Origin of the sequence: Flavobacterium sp., from assembly GCF_052437795.1 — a bacterium.
Classification (GTDB): domain Bacteria; phylum Bacteroidota; class Bacteroidia; order Flavobacteriales; family Flavobacteriaceae; genus Flavobacterium.
Genome location: NZ_JBQVPA010000005.1, coordinates 187,993 through 212,234 on the forward strand (window position 1 = coordinate 187,993; position 24,242 = coordinate 212,234).

Below are 24,242 nucleotides of genomic sequence, written 5' to 3' on the forward strand. Positions count from 1 at the left end.
ATGATGGCGGGGTTGTTACAGATTTAGTCTGTAGTTAAGTGAGATAATTCTTTAAAAATTCCTTTAGCGGATTCCCATATTCAGCGTCAAGGTTCCAACAGCCAAGAGTATAGTCTCTTACTGGTTCTTTAGCTTCTAATTTTTGAAATGACAAATAGGAATAAATCTGGATTTTAAGGTCAGGAACTTCATAGTCATCATTCTTCGATGTCAGGCATTTGTCCAAAACGTCAAAACATTCAAATATACCTTGATGTTCTTCAACAGTCATACTTTTTAGCAATTCTTCTAAAGCACCAGTATCAAAATTATTAGGAAAAAGAAAAATTTCAAATTCGACACCAGCCTTTTGTTTCTGCTCGTTAATGTTATCCATCGCAGCCTGAAAATCAGAGTCAGCATCAAAGATTAATAGGTTCACCCCATTTTGATCTGAATTCTGTTTAAAAAAATTTTCCGCTAATTGTATACTATCTTTTCCTTTGACATCAATATATTTTATATCCTCAATTCCAAAATGGTACTTAATATAATCTTTCAGAAATTTTTCATCGGCTTTACCTTCACCGAATAATACTACAGGTCTCTCCATCACCTTAATTCATTTTCCTGCTCAATGGCAAATTCAAATTCTTCAAAATCATAGCGATATGCCTTGACGTTTCCATTAGGAAGTTTTTTTAGTGTAAATGATTTGGTTTCATTTCGGAAGCTGAGAAATTCCTCTTCTTCCAAGACTTCTTTAAATGACTTTAAGAATTCATTATTATGAGTTGAAATAAATAACTGAACATTATTGGCTGCCGCAGTTTTTAAAACGATTCTGGAAAAATCTTTGTACTTGCTATAATGGATTCCAGTATCTATTTCATCAATGCATAAGTATTTATTCTTCGAGACAACTATTTCTAATATCATTCGAAACAAACGAATAGTACCATCACCAAACATGGGAAGAGGAATCAAGCTATCAGTATTATCTAACCAAATTCCTATTATTGGGATATCACCTATGAAATTTATCCCTAACTCAATGTCTATTATATTTGGAATAATAATTTTCAACTGTTCAGTTAGACTTCTCTTTTTTTCCTTACTATCTGTAAAATAATCTGAATAATAAGAAACAAGGTCTCTTGCATAAAATATTGATGGAGACATTATAGGCATCATAATATCATAATTTTCTACATTTTTATGAATATCAAAATTTCTATATTGAACATCATCATCATTCAATACCACTTTTAAAATTTCTTTATCTTTTTGAGAAAAATTTGAATAATTATTAGTTAGCTCCTTCCTTACATCTTCTTCAATATCTGCTAATTGTTGAGTTTGGTAAGTAGCATTAAACTTCTTTCCATTTTCATAAGATATTGTAACTTTAATACGATTATCTTTTTGAAGTTTATTGATGAAAAAACTTAAAGGGTTAATCGTGTCAAAATCAATCTCGTTATCGTAAGTTATTCTTCTTGACTGCAAAACCCCTTGTAAATTGGATATCGTTTGAATTATGTTTTCATCAAACAATAAGCCCTCTAGAAAACTGGTTTTACCAACATTATTGTTACCCAAAATAATATTAAATCTACCAAATCCCTCAACCGAAAAATAGTCAAAGCATTTGAAGTTTTCTATTGAAATATTTTTAATATGTTTTATTTGCTCCATGTAACAAAACTACGTAAAAAGTATATTAATCAATATAACTTTACATAAATCAATATTATTTTCTTTACCAATTACTAAAATCAAAAAGCCTCCCATCCGGAAGGCTTCTATCTAAAAATCTAATGATCTAAAATCTAACAATCCAAAAGGATTACATATTCCTCCTGTACTGCCCGCCCACTTCAAACAATGCCGAAGTGATCTCGCCAAGCGAGCATACCTTGGCGGCATCCATCAGCTGTTCGAAAATGTTCTTGTTTTGTACCGCGGCATCCTGGACCAGGGCAAGCTGCTTCTTAACTTCTGATTCGTTGGCCTTGTGCAGGTTTTCGAGGGTTGCGATCTGGAAAAGTTTTTCTTCTTCCGTTGCACGGATAACCTCAGCCGGAACCACCGTTGGCGACCCTTTCGAGCTTAGGAACGTATTCACGCCTATGATCGGGAACTCACCTGTATGCTTGAGTGTTTCATAATAAAGGCTTTCCTCCTGTATCTTGCTGCGCTGGTACATAGTCTCCATGGCGCCAAGTACTCCGCCACGCTCGGTAATGCGATCGAATTCGGCCAGTACGGCTTCCTCGACAAGGTCGGTCAGCTCCTCAATGATGAACGATCCCTGTATTGGGTTCTCGTTCTTCGCAAGGCCCAGCTCTTTGTTGATGATCAGCTGTATCGCCATCGCACGGCGCACGCTTTCCTCGGTCGGGGTCGTGATAGCCTCATCATACGCATTGGTATGCAGCGAGTTACAGTTATCATATATCGCGTACAAGGCCTGTAGCGTAGTGCGTATGTCGTTAAAGTCGATCTCCTGCGCGTGCAGCGAACGTCCCGATGTCTGGATGTGGTACTTCAGCATCTGCGCACGCTCGTTAGCGCCGTACTTGTTCTTCAGGGCTTTCGCCCAGATCTTACGCGCCACACGGCCGATCACCGCATATTCAGGGTCAATGCCGTTACTGAAGAAGAACGACAGGTTAGGCCCAAAATCGTTGATGTTCATGCCACGGCTCAGGTAGTATTCTACATAAGTGAATCCGTTCGACAATGTAAAGGCCAGCTGCGTGATCGGGTTGGCGCCCGCCTCGGCAATATGGTAACCCGAAATGGACACCGAATAGAAGTTCCTCACGTTATTCGTAATGAAGTACTCCTGCACGTCGCCCATCAGCCTCAGGGCAAATTCGGTAGAGAAGATGCAGGTATTCTGTGCCTGGTCTTCTTTCAAAATGTCGGCCTGTACCGTACCACGTACCTGTGTAAGGGTACGCACCTTTATTTCATTATATACATCGGCAGGCAGTACCTGGTCGCCAGTCACGCCAAGGAGCATCAGTCCCAGGCCGTCGTTACCCGCAGGCAGGTCGCCGTTGTAACGCGGGCGGGCAAGCCCTTTCGCTTTATATATTTCGTTTATCTTATTGTCAACGTCTTTTTCAAGGCCGTTCTCTTTTATGTAAAGCTCACACTGCTGGTCGATGGCGGCATTCATGAAGAAGCCCAGCAGCATCGGCGCAGGCCCGTTGATGGTCATACTTACCGAAGTAAGCGGGTGCGCGAGGTTGAAGCCCGAATACAGCTTCTTCGCATCGTCCAGGCAGCAGATGGATACCCCTGCATTACCGATCTTTCCGTAGATATCAGGACGAATGTGCGGGTCATTGCCATAAAGCGTAACGCTGTCAAATGCTGTCGAAAGGCGTTTTGCAGGCAGCCCGGCACTCACGTAATGGAAACGCTTGTTGGTGCGCTCAGGGCCACCCTCTCCGGCAAACATCCTGGAAGGGTCCTCCCCTTCACGCTTGAAGGGGTACAGCCCCGATGTGAACGGGAACTCACCGGGCACGTTCTCTTGCAGGCACCAGCGTAATATATCGCCCCATGCACTATATTTCGGCAGGGCAACCTTTGGTATCTGCGAATGCGAAAGTGATTCCGTATGCGTTTGTATATTGATCTCTTTGTCCCGTACTTTGAAAGTGTAGACAGGGTTCTTGTATTTGTTCACTTTCTCATCCCAGGTGAGGATAACCTCCCAGTTGTGCGGGTCAAGGTCCATTTTCACACGATCGAACTCGGCAACCAATAGCTTTACCAGGTCGGCGTTCGTGCCCGACTTAGGCGTTACCGGTTCTATGCCGAATTTTGCCAGTTCCGGCTTCACGCCGCCAACGGTCTCAATGGTTTTAAATATGCCGTACAGCTTTTGCGCTACTTCCTGCTGGCTGGCAGCAGTTTCATCATACTTACGGTTGTTCTCTGCGATCTCGCTCAGGTAGCGGGTACGGTGCGGTGGGATCACATAGATCTTCTCGCTCATTTCGCGGGTGATCTGGAAGGTCGAGTTCAGGTCAGCGCCGGTATGCTCCACGATCCTGTCCATTATCTTTTTGTACAGCGTGTTCATGCCCGGGTCGTTGAACTGCGATGCGATCGTACCAAAAACCGGCATATCGTCCGGGTTCTTATCCCAAAGGTTATGGTTGCGTTGGTATTGCTTTTTCACGTCGCGGATGGCATCCAGTGCGCCGCGCTTGTCAAATTTGTTCAGGGCTACCAGGTCGGCAAAGTCGAGCATGTCGATCTTTTCCAGCTGTGTCGCGGCCCCGAATTCGGGTGTCATTACATAGAGTGAAACATCTGAATGGTCGAGTATCTCCGTATCGCTCTGCCCAATACCTGAAGTCTCGAGGATAATAAGGTCATATTTCGCGGCCTTTAGCACCTGTATGGCTTCGGCAACATATTTAGAAAGGGCAAGGTTGGACTGCCTTGTGGCCAATGAACGCATATATACCCTCGGGTTGTTAATGGCGTTCATGCGGATGCGGTCACCTAATAAAGCCCCGCCCGTCTTACGTTTAGATGGGTCTACCGAGATAAGTCCAATAGTCTTTTCGGGGAAGTCGATCAGGAAGCGGCGCACCAGCTCATCGACCAATGACGACTTGCCAGCGCCACCGGTACCGGTAATACCCAATACCGGAGGCCCCCCAACCCCCGAAGGGGGAGTTTGACGCCCATCGTGGAAAAGCTGGTCGAAGTTCTCAGGGTTATTTTCCGCAAGGGTAATTAGCCTTGCCATTGTATTGACATTCCTGTCGTTGAGCCCCTCCGCAACTCCCCCTTCGGGGGCTGGGGGGCTGTAATCCGACTGTTTTACAAGGTCGTTGATCATGCCTTGTAGACCAAGTTCACGACCATCATCCGGCGAGTAGATCCTGGTAATGCCGTATTCGTGCAGTTCCTTTATCTCGTCAGGAAGGATAACGCCGCCGCCGCCGCCGAATATCTTTATATGACCTGCACCTTTTTCTTTCAAAAGATCGTGCATGTACTTAAAATATTCATTGTGCCCACCCTGGTAGGAGGTCATCGCGATCGCGTTGGCATCTTCCTGTATGGCGGTGTTCACCACTTCTTCAACACTGCGGTCGTGCCCAAGGTGGATCACCTCAACACCTGTTGCCTGAATGATGCGGCGCATGATGTTGATGGCGGCATCGTGCCCGTCAAATAGTGACGCGGCTGTAACGATTCTTACTTTATTCTTAGGAATATAAGGTAGGGCTTGTTCCATTTATAGATTATCTTCAATTTGAGCCGCTAAAGATACGAATATTCCAAAAAAACAATCCCTAAATACAATAAAACATAAAAAACACAATTGCATCTCATTTTGTTAAAATTATTGGTAGTTTTGAATACCATACATCATCTTTCTAACTTATCAAACCACCTCAAAAATGAAAAATATTACCATGCTCATACATTGCCGCGATCAAAAAGGCATCATTGCACAGGTAACGGCTTTTTTCCTTTCTGCAGAGGGTAATATCGTTTACATAGACCAGTATGTGGACCGCGAGAACAATGAATTTTTCATGAGGCTGGAATGTGAATTGCCGGAAACTGTGCTTATAGATACCGTACGCAGCGATTTTGAATACAAGGTTGCCAAAAAATTCAATATGCTATGGAAGCTCTACACACGATCAAGGAGTTTGAAGATGGCTCTTTTCGTTTCTAAATATGAGCACTGCCTGTACGACCTGCTGTCGCGTTGCAGCGTGGGTGAGCTCAAGGTGGATATCCCGCTTATTATCAGCAACCATGATGACCTTCGTATAGCCGCCGAACGGTTTGGGATACCATTTTACCACATACCCGTTACTGCTGCCACCAAGCCCGACGCTGAGGTACAGCATTTGCGCTTACTGGAAGAACACAGTGTTGACTTTATTGTACTGGCACGGTACATGCAGATCGTTCCTCCCGCGCTTATCGAACGTTATCCTAACAAGATCATCAACATCCATCATTCTTTCCTGCCGGCATTCCCCGGGGCCAAGCCTTACCATTCGGCATTCAGCCGCGGCGTTAAGATCATTGGCGCTACCAGCCACTATGTGACCGAAGAGCTGGACGAAGGGCCGATCATAGAGCAGGACACCGTACGGGTATCGCACGTACACTCTATAGACGACTTTATAATGAAAGGAAAAGACCTGGAGCGCATTGTATTGTCAAGGGCCATTAAGCTTCATGCTGAGCGCAAGACCATGGTGTATGGGAATAAGACCATCATTTTTTCGTAGATCAGGTGCCCGATAAGATAAATTTGATCAATATTTCTTCACTTTGGCCTGAATTAAAGATCAGGTTAGATGGTTCCATCTAAAGTACGTGAACAATTCCCTACATTTGCGGCAAATTATACTATCGCCATGCGGTTCTCAAAATACTATGCTGCCGGCATTACCGCCTTCCTCATCTGGGGGTTCTTCAGCTTCGGCCTCAGGCCCATAAACCACTACCCGTCACTCGACATACTTTTTTACCGATTGTTCTTTTGTGTCCCTATAATGCTCATCATAACGCTGGCCTTCCGGAGAAAAACCATCTCTGAAACGCGCGAAACAGTTAAGGCGATGGCAAAGCCCGAAAAGACAAAACTGCTGTGGCTTACCCTTGGCAGTGCGTTGCTGCTGGTATCCAACTGGTTCATTTTCATTTATGTCATGAACCACATCAGTGTCAACGCGGCCTCGTTTGCTTACCTGGTCTGCCCGATACTTACCACGGTGCTGGCATACCTAATCCTTCGCGAAAAGCTTACACCCTTGCAATGGTTCGCTGTTGGCCTAAGCGCAGTGGCTTGCGGGCTTTTATCGTATAACAATTTCATGTCGATACTGTATAGCCTCATAGTTGCTGCTACCTACGCCCTGTACCTCATCATCCAAAAAAAGATCGTTGGTGTTGACAAGTTCCTTCTACTAAATGTACAGTTGGTTATCATTGCCATCATCCTCGCGCCATTTTATCCCTATTATAGCGGTCCGGTGCCTCAGGAGATCTCGTTTTACGGATACATCGGCATCATTGCAGTACTTTTCACCATTATTCCGTTGTTCCTCAACCTGTACGCGCTCAAGGGCATCAGTTCCTCATCGGTAGGTATATTGCTGTATATCAACCCTATCATTGGGTTTGTGCTTGCGGCCGTGTATTATAATGAACCCATCACGCTGTTCCAGGTCATGGCCTACTCGCTTATTCTGATCTCGATAGTGGTTTTTAATTCAAAGGGGTTCATAAAGAAAAAGACGGTTTAAAAGAGGCGTTCACCGCTCGTAACCGCCTTTTCACCGAATGCAGATAATATTTCGGAACGGTTTTTGTTTTGCCTAAGAAAAATCTCAGATCAATGAAAAAAATACTCTTCGCCCTGTTTATCATCACGGCAGTATCTACCGGCGCCAATGCACAACTGAAAGACCTTGTAGGTAAAGGTAAAGAAATGCTTTCGGGCGGATCATTAAGCAATGCCGACATTGGCAAGGCACTGAAGGAAGCCCTGAATAATGGCGTGACCAGGGAAGTGACAAAACTGACTGCCGAGGATGGGTTTTATAAGAATGAAGCCGTTAAAATACTACTGCCACCCGAATTGCAGAAAGTAGACAAAAAACTAAGGCAGATGGGAATGTCGAGCCTGGCTGATGAAGGTATTAAAGTGCTCAACCGTGCCGCCGAAGATGCGGTAAAGGAAGCTACCCCGATCTTTGTGGATGCCATTACCAAAATGACCATTACCGATGCGAAAAAGATACTGATGGGCGCGGATAATTCGGCAACGTCCTATCTACAGAAAACTACTACTACCCCACTCTATGGCAAATTCAGCCCGGTGGTAAAAACGTCGCTGGACAAGGTAGGCGCCGATGCGGTTTGGGAAAAGATCATCTCAAAATACAATTCACTGCCACTCGTAACAAAAGTAAATCCTGACCTGACCGATTATGTGACCAATAAAGCACTAGATGGCGTATTCAAAATGATCACCGTTGAAGAGAAAAATATTAGGACAAATTTATCATCGCGCACTTCCGATTTATTGAAAAAAGCATTTGCTTTACAGGATAAAAAGTAAAGACATTTTCCTATGAAAAAGCTTATCCTTCCCCTTATCGCCTCATGCTTCCTTTTTTCAGGCTGTGCAGAGCTCCAGCAGGTTGCCTCACAAATACCGCAACTTGGCACGCTCAATAACGCGGACATCGCCATGGGACTTCGTGAAGCGCTTGATAAGGGTATCGAAAGGCAGGTAAGCAAGCTTACGCAGACCGACGGGTTTTACAAGAACCAACTGGTAAAGATATTCCTGCCCGCCGAACTGCAAAAGGTAGATAAAACCCTGCGCGACATCGGCCTGGGCAAACTCGCCGACGAAGGACTAATGATGATGAACCGCGCCGCCGAGAATGCGGTAAAGGAAGCCACACCCATATTCGTTTCGGCTGTAAAGAACATTACCTTTAATGATGCTAAGAACATATTGATGGGCAATGATGAGGCGGCTACGACCTACTTAAAAGGGCAGACTACCTCGCAGCTTTATACCAAGTTCAATCCCGTAATAAAGTCATCGTTCAGCAAAGTGGGTGCCGATAAGGTTTGGACCAACATTATTACCCAATACAACAAGGTACCGCTGGTAACCAAGGTAAACCCGGACCTTACCGACTATGTGACCAACAAAGCCCTTGAAGGCGTGTACAAAATGATCGCGGTCGAGGAGAAAGAAATACGTAACAACGTTAGTGCACGCACCTCAGAACTGCTGAAAAGGGTGTTTGCGCAACAGGACAACAAGTAGCTAATTTCCAATAGTATAGAAATAACATAGCCTTAACACTGGAACCAAATATTTTTGAGTAATTTGCATCTATAAATGGTTTTCTCACATTTGGTTAGGGTTAGTTAGAAGAATGCCGGTATGATGAATACCGGCATTTTTATTTTTCGAAAGGGAACGCAGATCTTCTGCAGAACCGTCATTCCGAGGAGGAACGACGAAGCAATATTTCCAGGCCTAATGATTAACATTTCGAAGGAAAGATCGCTACGCTCCATTCTTCCGCTCGCGATGACAGTGATCACCAATAAGATCTTAAAGTGAATTCAGGAAAGCCAGCAGTGCCTCCCTGTCCTTTTTAGAAAGCGCCTTGAACTTATCTTTTGCCTTCTGCCCCTCTCCTCCATGCCACAAAATAGCTTCGGTAAGGTTGCGTGCACGCCCGTCATGCAGGAAGTTAGTATGCCCGTTAACAAGCTCGGTAAGGCCTATGCCCCATAACGGGCGGGTTTTCCATTCACGTCCATCCGCAAGGAAATCGGGGCGGTTATCGGCCAGGCCTTCGCCCATGTCATGCAGCAGCATATCGGTATACGGGTAAAATGTCTGGTTGCTTATCGCGCTTATCGTGCTGTGCCCTGATCGCTGCTTTGGCGTATGGCAATCAATACACCCTATGCGCTCAAAGACCGCGGCGCCATCCCTTACCTGCCTGCTTTCTATGCCACGCGGAGCAGGTACGGCGAGTGTTCGGCAGTACAGCACCGTTTGGTCGAGTATATTGTCAGGCAGTTCCGGGTCGTCCGGGAAGCCGTCGTGCCCGTTGCTTTGCCCATGGCCGGTCTCCAAATGGAAGATGTTGTTGGTTATCCCCATATCCTCCACATAGGCAGCGGCGCATTGTGTCCTTATAGTCCCTGTATTGGCTTTCCACCCAAAGCGGCCCAAAACCGTTTGCCCCAAAAGAGGGTCCCAAACATAGTTGGCCTTGCCGGATATGCCATTCCCATCACTATCAGAAATATCCTGTCGCGCGATAATGTCAGCCTCAGGGATCGCTTCAAGGAGCCCTAAACCAAATACCGGCGGCCCAATACGGGGTGATGTCATCATGCCTGAGGGAAATGCCACATAGCCTTCGCTCAGTGCTATGTTCGGCCTGCGAAGGGTTATTACAGTACCATCGGCAAGCGTTTCGGTGGTTTCGGTAAACGTTACGCCATAACGCGCTTCGGGTACGTAGCCAAAAAGTGACTGGTTTTGCACCTGCAATCCAAATCCCGGAGCGGCAAGCGGGCCACCGTGCTCATCCTGCCCGGGAATGCTGGCGCGTATCAATAATCCGCTGCGGGCTATCATGTCGGAAGGAAAACCGGCACGGCCATCGCGCGGATGGCATGATATGCACGACGAGTTATTGAATATAGGCCCCAGCCCCTGGTTAATGGACGATGGTGCGGTAACGAAAACGGACTCAAAGTCCACATCGCCCATAAGGTGAATGGCAAGGTCTTCTGCCGTAAGGTTGGGCGCGGGAGTGCGGTAGGCGTTACTGGTTACGGTAAAAAGCGTGGTCGCCCCACCGGCATACAGCCTTTCGGAAAGGTCAATGGGTTCATAGCCGGCGGAGTCGTCCGACTGGCAGGATAAAAACGGCAACGCTAACAGCGTAAAAAAGGTCTTTTTAAACATTGGTCGTTATAAATGGGAAAGGAAGGGCACCCCGGGAGGTCCCCTTCCAACTAACTATTAAACGCTATAATTACAATATGTTAACGTACTGTTTCATGCCTTCAAGCAACAGCTGGAGCTCGGCAACCTTAGCCTGGGCGTTGCTTACAGCAGGCCTGTTGTTATAAATGGCATCACTAAACGTGCCCGGTATCGCCTCTATAGCATTAATGGCAGCCGTGATCTTTGCCTTTACTTCGGTGTCAAGGGTTTGATTATGGTGTGCAATGATATCGGTTATGCCGGCCCCATCGTTTCCGCCAAAGTCACCAAGGTAAATGTTCTGGATGCTGCGCATGTTGTTGGCGAAGTCAAGCTTTGAGTTATTACTGAAACGCGACTCTTCGAACTGTGCGTTGGGAGTACCGCCTTCTGAATTCAGCGGGTCTTCTATCTTACCGTTGCCTACTTCATCAGCTATCGTGATAAGGCCTTCGATGATCTCTTCCAAAGCTGCTTTTTTAGACGGGTAAATGTTGCTTGTAGTACCGGCATTGATAAAGTTCGAGCCATAGTTACCACCTGATACTTTCCATCCGTCATACAGCGTCTGGGTATTGTTCTGCAGGTCGGTAGCAGCAGCCTGAAGGTACTGTAATTGCCTTGGCGTAAGCTGATCTGCGGTCTTGTTGCCGTTCTCGCCCCATACCAGGAACTCGATAAGATGGAAGCCGCGCGCCTCATTGTTCGCAGCGATAAGCGAAGCCGTAATGGCCTGGCTGCTGTTCAATATGGCGTTCATGGCGCTCACATCTACCGGCCATGTGTCCATTGCAGGGTCGATACCGCCTGTATCTACCGGGCCGTAAAGAAAGCCTTCGGATTCTTCCCACGGTGCCCTGGTAGCGCTCCATGCTGTTCTTACCGCCTGGAGGTTGGCCTCATTCGGCGTTGCCGCCAGCGTATTGATAGCTCCCTTAAGTGCGGTAGCTTTCGTATTCAGATCTTCGTACGTTACCGTGATCACATCATTGGTAATATCCGTAAGGGATGCTGCAAATAGTGCGTCGTTTGGGTCAGCAGAATTTGAATCATCGTTATTGCTGCAGCTTGCTACTGCCATTGCCATTGTCAAAAGGCCAATGCTTAATACTCTTTTTTTCATAGTCTTATATATTGATCAGTTTAAAGTTGTTTCTTAAAATGAAAAGCCGATACCTGCCACAAAGGTGTTCTCCTGCTGTCTTTTTCCTGTATCAAGAGATGTAACGGGATCGATATGCGTTGAGCCCAGCATGCGGTTCTGGTAATGCGCCTTCAGCACGATCTGCGGATGAGGAAAGTAGTTAACGCCACCCATCATGGCACTGCGTTCCCAACGAGGCTTGCGTATCACGTTGCCCTCTACTTCGTGCATGGTATCGTAATAGTCATAGCGCAGGAAAGGGTAAAGTTTCTGTTTCGTACCGTCTTTAAAGAAATGCAGCACTTCATACCCTCCTTCAAAAGAGAAGCCCAGCATGTTCTTTCCTACCGGTGTCCTCTTTACCCCAAGATTATTGGACAGTGTTGCATTTTTGCGCGACACCACATCGGAGTTCTCAAGGTTGCCCCACATTACTACCGAGTTGAAGCGCAGGTAGTCCTCATCATAAGTAATGTGCCCTTCCAGAAGCGTTACATAAGCCGAGTCATCCATGTCTTTCTTAGGGCGGTTGGCGGCAGCATCGTTAAGGTAGGCCGACATCCCCACATAGGTATATTTATTCTTGCCGAACTTATAATCCAGTCGCGCCGTAAAGGCGAACGAGTCGCCATTCTTCATCTCGAAACGCGTCTGGTAGCCGTCCTTGATCCAGCCGCGGGAACTGAAGCCTGATGCATCGAGCCCGTTGGTTATGGAAACTTCATACTTAAGCCTTTTCAGGAATGTTCCATGAAACTGCACCCCGGCCTCATACCATCCCAGCGGGATGATCTCGTTCTCCATTTCCTGCCTGTGCGCGGTAAAGTAGTTTATCGGCCTGTCAAGGTCCTGCGCGAGTCCAAAGTGGATCTTCATCCTTCCCGCCCTTACGTTAAAGTAAGGCCTTATGGCAAAGTTGATGTGTATCTGCTCGATCTTTACTTCTCCTCCGGCTTCTACTTCCTGTTCGTACTCACCAAACTCTTCCTGTGTATCCAGTTCTACTGTTGAACCTGTTCCGCCATGCTCAAATTCGATCTCGGACTTGAATGTGATCCAGTCGTTAAAAATGTAACCCAGGTACATGTTAAGCCTTTCGGCATCGAACTTATCACGTATATTTGGGTCGGTATCGTACTTGGTATACTTATAATAATTAACAACGCCATAGCCGCTCAGGGTGATCTTGCTCCAGTCGAACAGTGTCTTGTTCTCCTTTGCCAGTTCAGCTTTTACTTCGGCCTTCATTTCCTCCTTAAGCTCTTTTTTGATCTCGTCCTTCAGCTGTTTTATGGCTATCGAATCCGCCGTTTGCGAATACGAAGGGACAGCTGTTAATAATATTGCCCCTAAGGCCCAGTGTAGTTTTAGCGCCATCGCTTTCTAATGCTATTTTAATTTGGCGCAAAACTATAAAAACTTTTTATTTTTACTCAGTCTAAATAACTTTTATTTTTAACTATTTATTAATAGCTTTGCCCTCACAAAAAAACCGATCATGAGGTCTATCACATCCATTGTTATTACTTTACTGAGCGCGGCGCTCGGCATCTTTTTTGTTTATAAGGGTCTGGACAAGCATTTCCTTTCGGAATGCAAGGTATACGGGCCGGACAGTACCCTGCCACAGGATTACCAAAACCTGATGACGGCATTATGCAGTTCTGGATTTACAAAAGTCGTAGGCTTTATCGAAGTGCTTTCGGGGTTGCTTCTTATATTCCCCCGTACAAGGCTGATAGGGGTCATATTCTTCCTTCCTGTGATTATCACTATATTCCTTTTCCACCTCCTGATAGACAACAGGCCGCACGAGCTGGTGGAAACGGGGATACCATTGGCGATAGCCTTACTTATATTCGGGTACCACTACAAAGACTGGAAAGTGATCTTCTTTAAAAAGTAGCCTTTAGAAAACTTACTTTTGGGGTATGGATATCCGCCTTAACCAACAGATAGACAATTCCCCACTGATCGCTTTCCGAATCATGTTCGGCTTTATTATACTATGGCAGGCAACAAAGCATATGATCTACGGATGGGTAGAACGGTTGTTGGTACGGCCAAAATTCACATTCTCGTTTATTTGGATCGAATGGCTGCAGCCGCTGCCGGGCAAAGGAATGTACGGGTACTATGGTGTAATGTGCGTGCTGGCGCTAATGGTGATAGCCGGTTTCAGGTACAGGCTGGCCATAGGCGGATTCACGATCTTATGGACAGGTGCCTACCTGATGCAGAAAACGGTTTACAACAATCACCACTACCTCCTCATACTGATATGCTTCCTCATGTTCCTGATGCCTGCGAACGCGTATGCTTCAGCAGACAGCCGGTTAAACCCATCTATTAAAAGCCTTACCATGCCCTCCTGGTGCCGCTATGCCATGCTGCTGCAAATAGGCATCGTTTATTTTTACGCGGCCATTGCCAAGCTTTACCCCGACTGGATGGACGGGACATTTACAGGCATCCTGCTCAACCCTAAGGCTACAGCCTACACATTATTTTTCAGGGAAAAGTGGTTTCATATCGTGTTCGCATGGGCGGGCTTCCTGTTCGACCTGCTGATAGTGCCACTGCTCCTCTATCGTAAAACCCGCACCATAGCGCTTATTGGGGCTGTCATTTTCCATACGTTCAACTGGTTCAGTTTTGAGATCGGGGTATTCCCTTTGTTCTCGCTGACCATGCTTGTATTCTTTTACCCACCCGATGTTATAAGGAAGCTATTTTTCAGGAGGAAACCAAGGATTGCGGGACATGAAGAGACCCCATCAGTTCAGGGCAAGCGAATCATCAGGTATGTACTTATCCCCTACTTTATTATCCAGATGCTCCTGCCGCTACGGCATCATTTCATACAAGGCGACGTGCTCTATACTGAAGAAGGCCACCGCCTGAGCTGGCGCATGATGCTGAAGACAAAGAAAGGCGGGACCGACTTTTATGTGACCGACCTGGCTAAGGGCAAAAAAATCGTTTTTGATAAGAGTTCGCTACTATTAAAAGGACAGGTCTCGGCCATGAACGGCAAGCCTGACATGATCTGGCAGATGGCGCAACGCATCAAAAAAGAATATGAAAAGAAGGGTATCGGGGTGACGGTGCATGCTGAAGCCTGGATATCGGTAAATAATGGACCAATGCACCTGCTCATTGACCCTAATATTGATCTGGCAAAGGCGGAATGGAAACATTTTACGCACAACGAATGGGTTCTTTCACCATAACATATCCTGTTAAATAAAAGTTAACAAAAATCTTTGCAGGAAGTAAAGCTTTGCGTACTATTGCATTAGAATTTAATTAGAAAATAATTAAAATGAGATCAAAGACTTTTATAAGCCTGCTCTTTCTGGCGATGTCTTTAAGCCTCGCTGCACAGGAGTGGAATACCAGCCTCGATAGCGCAAAGAAACTGGCTACAGAACAGGATAAAAACATCATACTTGTGTTCTCCGGGTCGGACTGGTGCGCGCCGTGCATCAAGCTGGACAAAGACATCTGGCAGTCGGAAGCTTTTAAAGCTGAAGCGGCCAAAGAATGGGTGATGGTCAAAGCCGATTTCCCAAAGAAGAAAGGCAACCGGCAAAGTGAGGAACTGAGATCGGCTAATGCGGTGCTTTCGGAAAAATACAACAAAGAAGGCGCTTTCCCGCTGGTGGTGGTGCTGGATAAGAATGGAAAAGTACTCGGCAAGACAGGTTTTAAAAATGTTTCGCCCGAAGAATACATTAAACTTTTGCATTCGTTCGAAAAGAAATAATGAAGAAACTCGCATTCATAGCGCTATTGATAAGTTCGTTCTGCCAGGGACAGGTATTGCGGAACCGGACCGTAAAGCTAATGGGCAGCCGCTTCGACATTACCATGGTGGCTAAAGATGCCGCTGCCGCAGAAGCAGAGATCGACACTGCCATAGCAGAGATAAGCCGTATCGAGCACCTAATTTCCGACTGGATGCCCGGCACACAGATATCCGAAGTGAACCGAAATGCAGGGATAAAGCCCGTAAAGGTAGATAAGGAAGTTTTCGACCTCACCGAAAGGGCATTGCAATTCTCTAGGATCACCGATGGGGCATTCGACATCAGCTTTGCAGCCATGGACAGGATATGGAAGTTCGATGGGTCAATGACCGAAATGCCATCACCGGAGGCTGTGAAAAGGTCGGTAGAGAAAGTAGGGTATAAAAATGTGATCCTCAATAGGGAGGACCAAACCATTTTCCTGAAAAAGGAAGGCATGAAGATAGGTTTTGGTGCGCTGGGCGAAGGCTATGCCGCTGATAAGGTTAAGCAGATGATGATAGATAAAGGGGTGCAGGCCGGAATTGTGAATGGCTCGGGCGATATGAATACCTGGGGCAAACAGCCCAACGGCGAGGCCTGGACGGTGGGCATTACCAACCCCATCAACAAAAATAAAGTATTTGCGGTGGTGCCGCTGCACGAAAGCGCGGTAACGACATCAGGCAGCTATGAAAAATTCGTTGTCTTCAACGGAAAGCGCTATGCCCATATCATCAATCCGGTCACAGGCTACCCGGCTTCGGGATTATGTAGCGTTACCGTATTTGGGGCAAGTGCCGAAATGTGCAACGGATTTTCGACATCCATAATGGTACTGGGCAAAGATGTAGGGCTTAACCTCATCAACCAGATACCCGGCCTTAGCTGCATTGTGGTAACGGACGAAGGCGAAGTATTCGCATCTAAAAATATCGACTTAAAAAAATATACGAAATAATTCATGGAACGGATCACCTGCATACTACTCATTACAATTGCGCTTGGGCTGGGCTCGTGCTCATCTGTAAAGGAATACGAGAAGCAATACATCAACGACCCGGAAATGGCGCTGAATGCCAAAAGTTCCGAGCGTTACGAAACCAATTTCCAGGTATACCGCGAAGGGGCTTCGGGCGCTAACGGTGGAAAGACAGGCGGAGGCTGTGGCTGCAATTAGGTCATGGGCAAACATCTCTTACTATTCACTTTATTATTTACGATAACTGCTTTCGCTCAGGGAACAGACACTATCCCGGCTACAGATTCCACCGAAGTGGTATTTAAAAAGCGCGTGCTTGAAACCATCGAGGTAGATATCCTTTCCAGCTATTACAAGCAGCAGGGCATACACTCCGCCGTGGGTGGCGGCACCGGTACCGAAGAACTTACCGATGCCACTGCCGACATCATCATTGCCATACCTCTTAATGACGATAATGTGCTTACCGTAGACGCGGGATTTTCAGCATATACATCGGCTTCATCAGGTAACATTAACCCCTTCTTTGGAGGGAACACAGGCGCATCACGCAGGTATGGAAACTTTCGTGATGATGATGACGATGATGATGATGATGATGATGATGACTACGGGACACCTTACGGCAGCCCGTGGGTAGCATCGACAGGAGCTTCCCAAAAAGATGTGCTGACATCCATATCCGGTACGTTCAGCCACAGCTCAGACGACAGGAACACCGTGTGGACGGCTAATGCATCCGGATCGATAGAATATGATTACCACTCTGTTGGCTTCGGCGCCGGCCTGGCAAAGCTTTTCAATAACAAGAATACGGAGGTAAGCATAAAAGCCAATGCCTACCTGGATAAATGGAAGCCGATATACCCTACAGAGCTTCATGAATATGGGCTTTACGGCTCCAGCTTCCTGAATAACGGCTACTTTAACGGTGTGCCGGTACTGGACCAGTACGGGGAGGGGTCATCCAGCTACCTGCCAACTGCATTCAGGCCATTCACCAACAGCAACCGGAATTCTTACTCCCTTTCTTTTGGGTTCTCGCAAGTGCTTACGCAAAAATTGCAGGCAAGCATTTTCCTTGATGTACTGTTGCAGGAAGGGCTGCTGTCAACCCCTTATCAAAGGGTTTATTTTGCCGACAAAGCGAATTACTATATTGGCAAGCCACAGTACATACCAATATATACATCGGCTGAAAACAAGGGTGTATACAAGCTGGCCGATGACGTGGAGCGCCTTCCCGGAAACCGCTTTAAGGTCCCTATTGGACTGCGCCTGAACTATTATGCCAACGACCTTCTCGTAGTACGCACCTACTACCGTTATTATACGGACGACTGGGGACTGCGATCGCACACGGCAAGCGTAGAGCTTCCCGTAAAATTGGGCCAGCGCTTCACCGTTTACCCCATGTACCGTTTTTATACCCAAAAGGCTTCGGATCATTTTGCACCGCATGACAAGCATTATTCATTCGAGAAATACTACACGTCAGATCACGACCTGTCATCCTTCGACAGCCACCAATATGGCGGAGGCTTCAGTTATACCGATATTTTCCAGTCGTTCCGCATCCTTTATTTCGGGCTCAAGAGTGCCGATATCCGCTTTAGCCATTATGAGAGGAGCGACAGCCTTTCATCGAACATCATCACCATTGCATTAAAATTTGTTCAATAAACCGATCGATCATGAAAAAAACATTATCAATATTTATAATCGCACTTATCGCATCATTGGCTTTTATTGCCTGTAATGACGAGAGCGATGAAACGCTCAATAGCGACCCGATCACCGGTACGTGGAAGCTTATCGCCATGCACACCAACGGACAGGAAACACCTGTTAGCGAATGCGGCCTTATGGAAACGTATATTTTTGGAGAAGAGCAATTCTCGCACGAGCTGTTTAATGGCAGTGACAACGATGAAAGTGAAGATGAAAGTGAAGATGAAGGTGAAGATGAAAGTGATGACGAGAACGATGCGTCCGAAAATGATGAAACGGAAGTTGATGACACACCCGAAATGGATGATACTCCAGAAAGCGATGAAAATGATGATGAGAGCGACGATGACCCGGAGAATGGCAGCAACTGTACATCTGCAGGCGCCACGGTAGGCTTCTGGTCTACGCAGGACAGCCAGGCATACACACTTACTTCGGCCGGTGGTAATACAGTGCTCGTTGTTTATTTTGAGAATGGCGGGAGTCGTTTTTACTATGACCACACGGTTATCGAGAACGGCCAGGAAATAACCCGGAGGTATTATTTCCAAAAGCAATAATATACGCTTACAATAGTTTTTAGCCACGAAGGGCGAGAATTCCACCATGTTAAAATTGGTGTAATTTGGTGCCATTCGTGGCTAACTTTTTGATACTTTTGCAAAAAATCAGAATACGTGAAAAAGATCTTTGTGCTGTTGTGCCTGATGGTAAATGTTGTTGGATCTGCGCAGGAATGGAATACCGAACTTGAAGCCGCAAAACGCAAAGCGGTAGCGTTCAACAAGAACATACTGCTGGTGTTTTCTGGTTCCGATTGGTGCATACCTTGCATGGAACTGGAGAAGAAGGTTTGGCAGACGCCCGAATTCAAGGCCGCGGCCCAAAGTGACTGGGTGCTGCTGCGTGCTGATTTCCTTGAAAAGAAGGGCGACCCGGAGCCGGTGAACGTCAACGATCCCAAGATGATCCTCACCGAGAAGTACAACCGCGACGGCTTTTTCCCATTTATTGTAACGCTGGACAAATACGGAAAAGTGATCGGCAAGATCGGTTATGAGGATTTTGATACAGCGGATGAGTATATTTTCCTTTTCAGGAAAATGAGGAAGTAAATATCTTTCTATGCCGGCTCCTCTATCCTGTCCTGCAACTGCTTAAAATACGCGAACGCCTTAACCATGCGGCTGCCGTACCACGAGAACATCTCCCCATCTACAAAAACGGTTTTGGCGTGATGGGTATGCCTGCCGAGCTCAAAGGCATCCTCGTCCTTAAAAGGATAGGGTTCAGAGGATAACAGCAGTAACTCAGGGTCGCCCTGTATGCGCATTTTTTGCACGATCACTTCGGGGTAGCGGCCCTCCCTGTTTTCGTAGATGTTAGTAAAATGATTGAGCTGCATCATCTCGTTGATGAACGTTTCCTTACCCGCCACCATGTACGGCTCCTTCCAGATAAAATATACCATTCTGAGCCACCCCTTCCCTGCCATGAACTTTTTGAAGTCCGTGATGGCAAAATTGATCCTGTCCGTCAATTGCGCGGCTGCCGTGCGTACCGCGAATATCTTCCCGAACTCCGATATCATATCTAAGCTGTCCTGGATCGTGATAATATCGCTCGTCCACACCGGGGCGATCTCCCTGAGGTTATTGACGATCTCCTCGGTATTCTCCTCCTTGTTGGCAATGATGATGTCGGGCTGCAGCAGGCGTATCTTTTCATAATGCACCTTCTTGGTCCCTCCCACGATCTTTTTGACCGACTTCAAATGGTATGGGTGTACGCAAAACTTGGTAATCCCCACAAGACTATCCTCCAGCCCCAGGTCGTACAGCAGTTCGGTTTGCGAAGGGACAAGGGAAACAATGCGTTTAGGCGTTTCAGGAAGCGTTATGGTATGGCCGGTCTGGTCGGTGTAGGTTTTCAAGTCGTAGCTTTAAATGATGTTCAGTGCCTTTGCGAGTTGGGCATCCAATAATATCGTCTCCATTTCCTGCTGCATTTTTTGCGCCTCTTCCCTTGCTTTTTCCGCGAAGTCTTCGCCTTTAGAGGCATAAATAATGCCGCGAGACGAATTCACCAGCAGGCCTACGAAGTCGTTCATGCCATAGCGGCAAACTTCCTTGAGGCTGCCACCCTGCGCGCCAACACCGGGTACGAGCAGGAAGCTGTTGGGCACGATCTTCCGCACCTCGGTAAAATACTCTGCCTTGGTCGCACCGATCACATACATCAGGTTGTCGCTGTTCTCCCAGTTGCGGGAAGTTTTGAGCACAGCTTTATAGAGTTCACCGTCGTCGGTCTTTTGGGTCTGAAAATCGAATGCGCCACCGTTGGAGGTCAGTGCCAGCAGTATCGTGAATTTGTCCTTAACCGCAAGGAAAGGCTCTACACTGTCCTTACCCATATACGGTGCCACGGTAACGGAGTCAAACGCCAGGTCCTCCAGGAACGCCTTGGCATACATGGCCGAGGTATTGCCTATGTCGCCGCGCTTGGCATCGGCGATAGTGAAGATCTCAGGGTGCTTTTCGTTCAGGTAATTGATGGTTTTCTCCAATGAATGCCAGCCTTTCAGTCCATACGCTTCGTAAAACGCGGTATTGGGTTTATAGGCCACGGCCAGGTCATGCGTGGCATCGATGATCGCCTTGTTGAACTCAAATATGGGGTCCTCAGTGGCAAGGAGGTACGGTGGGATCTTGTCGAGGTCGACATCGAGGCCAATGCACAGGAATGACTTTTTGCTCTGTATTTCAGCAACCAGTTGTTGTGTTGTCATGGTAGTTGTGTTTGTACAAAAATAGGGAAATTTTACGTGGATTTACTTTCGAGCCGTCATTGCGAGGCACGAAGCAATCTTTTCTTTAGCTCAATGAGCCAAATAAGTAATAACATATAATCGCAAAGTTGAGCAGTAGCTAGCTTTAGTGCAATTGATGAGTTTGATACATTCCTATTTATTCATTAAGCGCCTACTCGCTTTTCTGTAGTGCATATTCGTTCAAAAAATTTTGTGGAGTAATAGCTAATATTTCATTATTTCTATAAAAAAATGTATTTATAAAAAACACAATATTATTTACAGTAATTGGAAATGTAAAGTCAGCTAAACTCAAAGTCGATAATATCATTGAGCGATTTATTTTAGTCATGTATTTAGCAAAATTTCCATCATTATCTATTGCAGATATAATTTCAGGAATTAATGCTCCCATATGAAAACGCAATCTGAATTTATTTCTAATTAACGCTTCCCAATTTTTACTTACATAGTGCTTGTATGCCAATTCTTCAAATAGATTTTTTAAAACAGAATCATTTATTTCAAGATTAGCATAAATACCATTTAGCATTCGTTCATCTTGGGGATAATTGAGCCAATCAGATTTACATTTATATCGTAAACCGTGATCAATCTCATGCCATCCTTCTGATAAAATTGTTCTTAATTGCAATTCAAATGTATAATCAATAATTTCATAGTAATTCTTATTCGAAGATTTAGCAACCTCTTTAAAATTGTTTTTTTGAGTGTTTGAAAATTCACATATTATATTTGTCCGCTTTGGCTTGAATACTGTAAGTTCATGCTCATCTATCTCTTCATCAATAAAAACTATTTTACCATCCAAAACCTCCTTAACCAATTCTATATCGTCTTTAAAATAAGTAACAATCCTAACGCCCAATATATCTTGAATCAGTTTTCCATTCTTGCAATATGGATTTCCCTCTTTTTCCTTTCTTTGAATTTTCTCTAAAATAGATCTTTCATCTTTAACCCTGCTAAATAAACGATATAAAATTCCGATTTTATCAAGTTCATCGGATAACTTTTCACAGACATCTCTTTCTATTATACGTAAACCTGGATTCATAAAACTTCAGTTTTTAATTGATTATAGTAAATTATGCCTTGTCGCGAAATAAATCCAACATCATCTTTAAAATAAAGCAAATCTTGACTTTTAAGAGACGATAAAATTTTATTTATTTCTTTACTCGAATAATCTGAAAGTTTTTCTCTGACATACGAAATCTTTCTGGCTCTAGGAGTTTTACCATCAATATTAAAGAAATTTTTCAGCACAATCACTTCACTGAGTTCATCTTCAAACTGTACATCTTCGACATGTTCGACTTCATCTGCCAAATTCTCAATAAAATTATTATTTGAATTACAAGCAAATAAAGCAAAGTCATTAAATGTTTTATTATGAAGTGAGATTTCATAATTACAATCATAAAATTCACAATTTTGAAATGTACAATTGATAAAATTATCTATTTGAAAAAAACAGCCTTTAAATGTAACATTTGAAAATACAGAATCTCTAAAAATTCCTTTACCATTAAAATTAATATCCCTAAATTCATAATCGCTTAGAAATAGATTACAGTATTCCCTTGTGAATAGTTTCAAAAATGAGTAGTCTAAATCGAAATAAAATCTTACATCATAATTAAAACGGTTAGAAAAAGTATCAAAAATATCCCACAAAGCTTTTCTTCTCTCAAAGGTTTGAATTTTAAATGATTGAACTGCTTTAACCGCAAAGTCTTGAGGTAAGTTATCATAAAAATTTGGATAATATTGTTGATACTTTTTTAGAATAAGATTCTCACCAACCAAGAAGCCAAAAATAAAATCATTTATGATACCTACATAACCATTAGGCTTTCTGTCTAAAAAAACATGATTAGACAATGTTTCAACTAAGTCTTCAATTGACGGCCTTTCCTCAACAAGGTACAATTGTAAACTTTCCTTAATTATCTTGCGATTATATTCTTTAATGAAGTCCTTTAATGTATTCTTTGTTTCTGCAGTAAAATTATATTCAGTCATAAACCTTACTAGCTTTCTAAAAACTCTCATTTGATTTTCAGGCGTCAATTTAAGATTTTGCCTAATTTGTTCCCGTGTAAGAAGATACTTCATATATGTATCTACTAATGATATTTGAGAATCAACTTCTAAGTAACTCTTTAATTTCTCAAACGAAATATTTCTTACGTAGGCGAGCAATACCGGATTTGCAAGCTCATCAATAGGGAAGTCCTTTCGTCTGAAGTAGTCCAATTTGTCAATATCTAACCAATTCTCAACAGTTGGCTCTTTAATTTGAAATCTAGCAACAGAGAAGTGATTTTTTGAAGCTATAATCGAATTATGAAACTCGTCACTATTAAATATCGCTGTTTTTCTTGAAGTTATTATTATTTTCGCTTGTCCTTTTAACAAATCAAGGATAGTAGTAAACATACTCTCTACCTCTTCTTTATTACTTTCTTTAGTAATTAACTCGTCAAATCCATCAATAATTAGTGGAATTCGTCCTTTAGCAATCTGTTCAATAACAATATTTTGTTTAATACCTGTTGGAAATTGCTCATCAATTTCATTTAATAAAATATGCTTAAAGACCCTTGCTTCCCTATTTCTAGATAATTCAGTGAAAAAAGGCAATTTTTTACTATTAGATGAAGATAGGGAATTAAGAACTTCATTAGCCGTGCAAGTTTTACCAAAACCTGCTGCAGCCTCAATAACAATGAATAATGAGCCATGTGTGTCATGCAATAAATCATTAATTTTAGTGACAATAGAACCATCGACTATCGAATCATGATTTTCAACCACAACCCCCTCTTCATTTTGTAACATAAAGTCGTAAGCTCCCTCTATATATTTATACGTACTTGATGGTGGTAAGTTTTGAAGTTGCTTTTGGACAAAGTGTGAATATCTATTTTTTAATTCATTTCCTAAAGGAGTTTTTATAAAAAAGCCTTCAAAAAGATATTCCTCAATGTTAGAAATCGAATCTGCTTTTCTTACTTCGGTTGCATAACCCGATTCTGAATATTCAGATTTTACCTTTGAAGAATCGAATTCATCATTCAAAATTATAAGCTCAGCTGCATGATACATGCCATATCTTAAAGTATAAATTCTAACATTATGATCTGAATGATTAGCAACTTGATAATTATAGGACTGAAAGAGCCTATCTAAATTTTCTATAGATATCACCATTAAATTTTAATTAT

At 44.3% G+C, this 24,242-nt stretch carries 22 protein-coding genes; 12 read left to right on the forward strand and 10 right to left on the reverse strand.

The genetic code is table 11. The features are described from left to right. Window positions 1-34: 34 nt before the first annotated feature. The 3 genes from ACT6R0_RS16285 to ACT6R0_RS16295 form a co-directional block, all read right to left on the reverse strand. On the reverse strand, window positions 35-592 hold the full coding sequence (locus ACT6R0_RS16285; protein WP_444654747.1) for a DUF3226 domain-containing protein: 558 nt from the start codon (window positions 590-592) through the stop codon (window positions 35-37). After that, window positions 592-1,677: an AAA family ATPase gene (locus tag ACT6R0_RS16290; RefSeq protein ID WP_444654748.1), complete on the reverse strand. Its 1,086-nt coding sequence runs from the start codon at window positions 1,675-1,677 to the stop codon at window positions 592-594. The genes ACT6R0_RS16285 and ACT6R0_RS16290 overlap by 1 nt, the downstream gene beginning before the upstream one ends. A gap of 151 nt (window positions 1,678-1,828) precedes the next feature. After that, entirely contained in the window at window positions 1,829-5,257 is a 3,429-nt protein-coding gene (locus tag ACT6R0_RS16295; RefSeq protein ID WP_444654749.1) for a methylmalonyl-CoA mutase family protein, read from the reverse strand. A gap of 166 nt (window positions 5,258-5,423) precedes the next feature. Here ACT6R0_RS16295 and purU point away from each other — a divergent pair, with 166 nt between their 5' ends. From purU to ACT6R0_RS16315, 4 genes are all read left to right on the forward strand, one after another. Continuing rightward, on the forward strand, window positions 5,424-6,275 hold the full coding sequence (gene purU, locus ACT6R0_RS16300; RefSeq protein ID WP_444654750.1) for a formyltetrahydrofolate deformylase: 852 nt from the start codon (window positions 5,424-5,426) through the stop codon (window positions 6,273-6,275). 69 nt (window positions 6,276-6,344) lie between these two features. Continuing rightward, entirely contained in the window at window positions 6,345-7,295 is a 951-nt protein-coding gene (locus ACT6R0_RS16305; protein WP_444654752.1) for an EamA family transporter, read from the forward strand. A gap of 92 nt (window positions 7,296-7,387) precedes the next feature. Continuing rightward, entirely contained in the window at window positions 7,388-8,113 is a 726-nt protein-coding gene (locus tag ACT6R0_RS16310) for a DUF4197 domain-containing protein (protein WP_444654753.1), read from the forward strand. Window positions 8,114-8,125: 12 nt separating this feature from the next. Beyond that, entirely contained in the window at window positions 8,126-8,839 is a 714-nt protein-coding gene (locus ACT6R0_RS16315; RefSeq protein ID WP_444654754.1) for a DUF4197 domain-containing protein, read from the forward strand. Between the two features lie 294 nt (window positions 8,840-9,133). Here ACT6R0_RS16315 and ACT6R0_RS16320 read toward each other — a convergent pair whose 3' ends face one another. From ACT6R0_RS16320 to ACT6R0_RS16330, 3 genes are all read right to left on the reverse strand, one after another. Beyond that, window positions 9,134-10,510 carry a di-heme oxidoreductase family protein gene (locus ACT6R0_RS16320; RefSeq protein WP_444654756.1) on the reverse strand — a complete coding sequence of 459 codons (1,377 nt, stop codon included), beginning with the start codon at window positions 10,508-10,510 and terminating at the stop codon, window positions 9,134-9,136. A 70-nt stretch (window positions 10,511-10,580) separates the two neighbouring features. Continuing rightward, window positions 10,581-11,654 carry an imelysin family protein gene (locus tag ACT6R0_RS16325; protein WP_444654758.1) on the reverse strand — a complete coding sequence of 358 codons (1,074 nt, stop codon included), beginning with the start codon at window positions 11,652-11,654 and terminating at the stop codon, window positions 10,581-10,583. A gap of 33 nt (window positions 11,655-11,687) precedes the next feature. Further along, window positions 11,688-13,052 (reverse strand): autotransporter outer membrane beta-barrel domain-containing protein, encoded by a 1,365-nt coding sequence (locus ACT6R0_RS16330; RefSeq protein WP_444654759.1) that lies wholly within the window; start codon window positions 13,050-13,052, stop codon window positions 11,688-11,690. A gap of 121 nt (window positions 13,053-13,173) precedes the next feature. On the opposite strand from ACT6R0_RS16330, the gene ACT6R0_RS16335 reads away from it, so the two are divergent. From ACT6R0_RS16335 to ACT6R0_RS16370, 8 genes are all read left to right on the forward strand, one after another. After that, entirely contained in the window at window positions 13,174-13,581 is a 408-nt protein-coding gene (locus ACT6R0_RS16335; RefSeq protein ID WP_444654760.1) for a hypothetical protein, read from the forward strand. Window positions 13,582-13,606: 25 nt separating this feature from the next. Continuing rightward, window positions 13,607-14,908, forward strand: a complete 1,302-nt coding sequence (locus ACT6R0_RS16340) for an HTTM domain-containing protein (protein WP_444654761.1) — start codon at window positions 13,607-13,609, stop codon at window positions 14,906-14,908. A gap of 92 nt (window positions 14,909-15,000) precedes the next feature. Beyond that, window positions 15,001-15,444: a thioredoxin family protein gene (locus ACT6R0_RS16345; protein WP_444654762.1), complete on the forward strand. Its 444-nt coding sequence runs from the start codon at window positions 15,001-15,003 to the stop codon at window positions 15,442-15,444. Next, entirely contained in the window at window positions 15,444-16,427 is a 984-nt protein-coding gene (locus tag ACT6R0_RS16350; protein ID WP_444654763.1) for an FAD:protein FMN transferase, read from the forward strand. The genes ACT6R0_RS16345 and ACT6R0_RS16350 overlap by 1 nt, the downstream gene beginning before the upstream one ends. Before the next feature lie 3 nt (window positions 16,428-16,430). Then, entirely contained in the window at window positions 16,431-16,646 is a 216-nt protein-coding gene (locus ACT6R0_RS16355) for a DUF4266 domain-containing protein (RefSeq protein ID WP_444654764.1), read from the forward strand. Window positions 16,647-16,649: 3 nt separating this feature from the next. Continuing rightward, complete coding sequence (locus tag ACT6R0_RS16360; protein ID WP_444654766.1) at window positions 16,650-18,131, forward strand: DUF3570 domain-containing protein; 1,482 nt, start codon at window positions 16,650-16,652, stop codon at window positions 18,129-18,131. An 11-nt stretch (window positions 18,132-18,142) separates the two neighbouring features. Continuing rightward, window positions 18,143-18,739: a lipocalin family protein gene (locus tag ACT6R0_RS16365; RefSeq protein WP_444654767.1), complete on the forward strand. Its 597-nt coding sequence runs from the start codon at window positions 18,143-18,145 to the stop codon at window positions 18,737-18,739. Window positions 18,740-18,856: 117 nt separating this feature from the next. After that, window positions 18,857-19,294 carry a thioredoxin family protein gene (locus tag ACT6R0_RS16370; protein ID WP_444654768.1) on the forward strand — a complete coding sequence of 146 codons (438 nt, stop codon included), beginning with the start codon at window positions 18,857-18,859 and terminating at the stop codon, window positions 19,292-19,294. Between the two features lie 8 nt (window positions 19,295-19,302). Here ACT6R0_RS16370 and ACT6R0_RS16375 read toward each other — a convergent pair whose 3' ends face one another. The 4 genes from ACT6R0_RS16375 to ACT6R0_RS16390 form a co-directional block, all read right to left on the reverse strand. Next, window positions 19,303-20,112, reverse strand: a complete 810-nt coding sequence (locus ACT6R0_RS16375; protein ID WP_444654769.1) for an ABC transporter substrate-binding protein — start codon at window positions 20,110-20,112, stop codon at window positions 19,303-19,305. Between the two features lie 9 nt (window positions 20,113-20,121). After that, on the reverse strand, window positions 20,122-20,967 hold the full coding sequence (gene pyrF, locus ACT6R0_RS16380) for an orotidine-5'-phosphate decarboxylase (protein WP_444654770.1): 846 nt from the start codon (window positions 20,965-20,967) through the stop codon (window positions 20,122-20,124). 193 nt (window positions 20,968-21,160) lie between these two features. Next, a complete protein-coding gene (locus ACT6R0_RS16385; protein ID WP_444654772.1) occupies window positions 21,161-22,066 on the reverse strand; it encodes a hypothetical protein in 906 nt (301 codons plus the stop codon). Continuing rightward, window positions 22,063-24,228, reverse strand: a complete 2,166-nt coding sequence (locus tag ACT6R0_RS16390) for an NACHT domain-containing protein (RefSeq protein WP_444654773.1) — start codon at window positions 24,226-24,228, stop codon at window positions 22,063-22,065. Before ACT6R0_RS16390 ends, ACT6R0_RS16385 begins: the two co-directional genes overlap by 4 nt. Between the last annotated feature and the right edge of the window lie 14 nt (window positions 24,229-24,242).